Origin of the sequence: Psychrobacter glacincola (assembly GCF_904846215.1) — a bacterium.
GTDB lineage: Bacteria > Pseudomonadota > Gammaproteobacteria > Pseudomonadales > Moraxellaceae > Psychrobacter > Psychrobacter glacincola.
The window spans coordinates 1-4,550 of record NZ_CAJGZK010000042.1; the positions used below are offsets into that span (position 1 = coordinate 1).

At 39.5% G+C, this 4,550-nt stretch carries 5 protein-coding genes; all 5 read left to right on the top strand.

Translation table 11 applies throughout. From position 1 onward, the window contains the following. Positions 1 to 151 precede the first annotated feature (151 nt). Genes pseG through JMW90_RS13195 form a run of 5 tightly spaced genes read left to right on the top strand, consistent with a single transcriptional unit; the run spans position 152 to position 4,201 of the window. Entirely contained in the window at positions 152 to 1,270 is a 1,119-nt protein-coding gene (gene pseG, locus JMW90_RS13175; RefSeq protein WP_201564709.1) for a UDP-2,4-diacetamido-2,4,6-trideoxy-beta-L-altropyranose hydrolase, read from the top strand. An 18-nt stretch (positions 1,271 to 1,288) separates the two neighbouring features. After that, positions 1,289 to 1,813, top strand: coding sequence for a UDP-4-amino-4,6-dideoxy-N-acetyl-beta-L-altrosamine N-acetyltransferase (gene pseH, locus JMW90_RS13180; RefSeq protein WP_201564711.1), 525 nt, complete (start codon positions 1,289 to 1,291; stop codon positions 1,811 to 1,813). Continuing rightward, positions 1,810 to 2,487 carry a formyl transferase gene (locus JMW90_RS13185; protein WP_201564713.1) on the top strand — a complete coding sequence of 226 codons (678 nt, stop codon included), beginning with the start codon at positions 1,810 to 1,812 and terminating at the stop codon, positions 2,485 to 2,487. The genes pseH and JMW90_RS13185 overlap by 4 nt, the downstream gene beginning before the upstream one ends. Further along, entirely contained in the window at positions 2,488 to 3,537 is a 1,050-nt protein-coding gene (gene pseI, locus JMW90_RS13190) for a pseudaminic acid synthase (RefSeq protein ID WP_201564714.1), read from the top strand. Beyond that, the gene (locus JMW90_RS13195; RefSeq protein ID WP_201564715.1) at positions 3,530 to 4,201 is read left to right on the top strand and encodes a PIG-L deacetylase family protein; all 672 of its coding nucleotides are present in this window, start codon (positions 3,530 to 3,532) and stop codon (positions 4,199 to 4,201) included. Before pseI ends, JMW90_RS13195 begins: the two co-directional genes overlap by 8 nt. Positions 4,202 to 4,550 lie beyond the last annotated feature (349 nt).

Genomic DNA, 4,550 nt, shown 5'->3' on the forward strand with positions numbered 1-4,550 from the left:
TTGCCATTGTTCATCAGTGAGCATGGTACGAGCCATAAGTGACGCCTTTTCTCTTTGTTGTGGTAAACAAGAGTGTAAGGCGTTGCTTATTTTTTTCAACTAATCCCCAATTCTATACAGCCCCTAGCTATTTATAAAAAAAGATCTGACAATGAGCATTGAAAGTACCAAAGCTATGACAGTTGTATTTCGTGTTGACGCTTCTGTACAAATGGGCACAGGTCATGTAATGCGCTGTTTAACTTTAGCCAGCGCATTACATGAGCAAGGTTATAGGTGCTATTTTATCTGTCGTAATCATATAGGTAACTTAATAGATAAAATCCAGCAATCCGGTTTTTTAGTTTATATCATTGAGTCTTGTAGTTATGACAATGCTGATTATAGCTTATTAACCAGTGAACAGAAGCCACTTTTTCATGCTAATTGGCTTGGTACTACGCAAAAGCAAGATGCTAAAGAGTGTTTAACTATTTTAGAAAAACTACAGCCAGATTGGTTAGTAGTTGACCACTATGCATTAGATCAAAACTGGCAGCAAGCATTAAAATCCCATTACAAAAAGCTAATGGTCATTGATGATTTGGGTGATAGAGGACATGTAGCTGATTTATTGCTAGATCAAAACTATGGTGCAACTGTCAAAAAATATGATGGCTTAATACCTAAAAGTTGCAAAGTTTTGTTAGGTACTAATTTTGCGTTGTTAAGAGCAGAATTTGCTTTATGGCGTGACTATAGCCTTGCACGCCGTAAGGGTGCCACCTCTATAAATTCTATCTTAGTCACTTTGGGTGGCGCTGATCCTGACAACTATACAGGCAAAATACTGCAGCAATTAGCTAGCATAGAGATAAGTCCTCAAGTAAAAATTGTAGTAGTTATGGGTGCAACAGCACCGCATTTACAATTAGTGCAACATCAAGCAGCAAACATGTCAGTAAAAACTACAGTAAAAGTCAATGTTATTAATATGGCAGAGTTAATGAGTAATGCTGACTTAGCTATCGGTGCAGCGGGCGCTACTACTTGGGAGCGTTGCTGCTTAGGTTTGCCAACTATTCAGTTAGTGATTGCCGAAAACCAACGACAAATAGCAGAAGCCTTAGCAACTGACACCGCTATCAAGTTGCTTAAAGATACTAGTGAACTCACCTTTCTAATGTCGACTGTAGATCAGTGGATATTGCCTATAGCTACTCGTGCGCAATCTATTGTCGACGGATTAGGAAGTAAAAGAGTGGTTAGCCATATAATAAGAATCACCTAGTTAAAAAGGTATTTAGTTATGATAGTAGATACTCAAAGCTTTGGTAAAGTAAAGTTATTAAATTTTACCACTTTGTCCTATGAGAGCGAGATGCAAATCCTTGAGATGCGCAATCACCCAAAGGTGAGAGCGCAGATGCACAGTCAAGATATTATTGATGAGCACAGCCACTTAAAGTTTATCGAATCGCTACAAAACAATGCTGAAAAGCAATATTTTATGGTTGAGTATCGACAAAGTATTGTTGGGGTTATCTATTTCACTGATATTGACCAGACTAAGCAAAGTGCAGTGTTTGGGGTCTATGCCAATCTATATGAAAAAGTAGATAAGGCAGGTTCTATTCTGATGGAGTCTGCTTTAGCATTCTTTGACAGCTGTATGGAGCTTAAAGTAATAAGTCTAGAAGTCTATGAGTCAAATACTATAGCCGTGAATCTATATATAAAATTTGGCTTTTCTGTAGTAGACTCTTTTGATCAAAATGGTGAGAAAGTAATGACTATGCAATTGACTAAGCCATCAACTAAGAACGACTTATGAATTATATCGTTGCCGCAGTAGGGGACTGGAACAAAACGCTATTCGATGAATATGTTGCTAAGCTCTCTGGCAGTTGGGCTTACGTCTCTACTCCAACTGAATTAAAAGCTAAGTTAGCAGCAGGCTTTGACCCAAAGTATATATTTTTCCCACATTGGCGCTGGATTGTACCTGCCGAGATACTCAACAACTATGAATGCGTCTGTTTTCATATGACTGATGTGCCTTATGGCCGAGGTGGCTCGCCACTGCAAAACCTTATAGTTCGTGGTCATAAAGACACTGTACTAACCGCATTACAGATGGAAAAAGACCTGGATACGGGACCGGTCTATTTAAAGCAAGCGCTTAGTTTAGCTGGCAGTGCAGAAGCTATTTACAACCGTGCTAGCCAAAGCGCATGGGAGATGATAGCAAAAATTATTGCTGATCAAATACAACCTATACCGCAGCGAGGTGATACGGTAGTATTTCAGCGCCGAACCCCTAAACAAAGTGAAATACCTAGCGACTTAGTGCCAAAACAGTTATATGACTATATACGCATGTTGGATGCGCCAGGTTATCCTAAAGCTTTTATAGATAAAGGCTTATACCAGCTAGAATTTGACCAAGCTGAGTTAACTGCAAATACTGTCATCGCTCGAGTAAAAATTAAACTAAAGGATTTATAGATGTCTTACATAGATATTGCTGGACGAAAAATAGGTCAAGATTTTCCACCGTACATCTTGGCAGAGCTTTCAGCCAACCATAACGGGGTGCTGCAAAAAGCGCTTGATACTATCACCGCAGCCAAAAATTGTGGTGCGGATGCTATCAAACTGCAAACTTACTCTGCAGATACGATGACAATCGATTGTGATACTGAAGACTTTATGATTAACGGTGGTTTATGGGATGGGTATAAGCTGTATGATTTGTATAAGCAAGCGCAAACCCCGTTCGCATGGCATAAAGAGATGTTTGAGCATGCGCGCAATATAGGCGTTACTTGTTTTTCTACGCCTTTTGATGAAACGGCGGTTGATTTATTAGAAGACATGAATGTCCCTGCCTATAAAATAGCTTCATTTGAAGCCACAGATCTGCCACTGATAAGATATGTAGCGGCTACTAAAAAGCCAATGATCATGTCAACAGGTATGGCCAATTTCGAAGAGATTTCTGAAATGGTGGCTGCAGCACAAGATGCGGGCTGCAAGGACTTAATATTGCTGCATTGTCTGAGTAGTTATCCGGCACCAATAGAGCAGTCTAACTTGTTAACCCTTCCTGACATGAGAAAAAAGCTAGGGATACAAATTGGTTTGTCTGATCATACTATCTCAAATATCGCTTCTGTGGTTGCTACAGGCTTGGGTGCCACACTTATTGAAAAACATTTCATCTTAGATAGAAATGATAAAGGTCCTGATTCGGAGTTTTCGATAGAGCCTAATGAATTAACAGCTTTAGTTGAGCAAACAAAAGACGCTTGGCTATCTCTCGGTCAAGCTGGTTATGAGAGAAAACCCGCTGAAGAAGCCAATCTACGATTTAGACGTTCGGTTTATTTTGTCAAAGACATGCCAGCAGGGAGTCTAGTTACCCCAGATAGTATTCGCCGTATTAGACCAGGTTTTGGTTTGGCGCCGAAGCATGAGCGTGAGATCATTGGCAAGCGCTTAAAAATAGCCGTTACCCGTGGTACGCCAACCAACTGGAATTTGTTTGATGAGTAAAATAATTCTGGTAGTCGCGGCGCATACCGACGATGAAGCTATGGGTTGTGGCGGCACTATTGCTCGGCACGTAGCAGAGGGTGATCAAGTACATTTGTTATTTATGACTGATGGTGTGGGTTCGCGTGAGGTAGTGGCAGAAGAAGTTGCTGAGCGCTCAAGCGCTGCTCAACAAGCTGCTGAAATTTTAGGAGTTAGCTCTTTTACTAACCTAAGCTTTCCCGATAACTGCATGGATAGTATAGCGCTATTATATATCGTAAAAGAGGTGGAAGTTGTAATATCAAAAATAGCGCCAGAGATTATATATACTCATCATATAGGCGACTTGAATGTTGATCATCAAGTCACTCATAAAGCTGTAATGACTGCTTGTCGGCCACAGCCGGGGTTTTCTGTAAAATCTATCTATGCTTTTGAAGTGATTTCGAGTACAGAATGGCAAACACTCAGTGTAGCGCCTTTTTTACCTAACGTATTTATAGATATTACCGATTACTTAGCTATCAAAATGCGTGCAGCAGGAGCTTATCATGAGGAGATGCGTGAGGTGCCTCATACGCGTAACTTGCAACATATAGAACTGCTCGCTAAGCATCGAGGCTATAGCGTAGGTATCCATGCTGCCGAAGCATTTATGTTGGTTAGAGAGATTAAAGTATAAGAATAAGATTTATTGATTCTAATTATTGTACTTATATTAGGACTTGTTAAGTTTTTAACAAATCCTATTTTTTGAGATTTATCTAGATAAAATTAACTATTAATAATAGTTCAAATTGGTTTAATTATTAGATGAACTTGTGTCTATAGTTTACACTTTTATATTTTTTCGCTCATATAGTAAGAAACTACTAAGATATAGGGCGTGTTGAACATTGGCGACAAATTTATGGCAAAAAAAATAGCGAACGGTTAATCTTTAAGTTCTCACACAAAAAAGATATCGTTCGCTATGCCTCGCACCATGCTCAAAGATGAACACTGGACAAGACTGAAACCTATCTTACTAG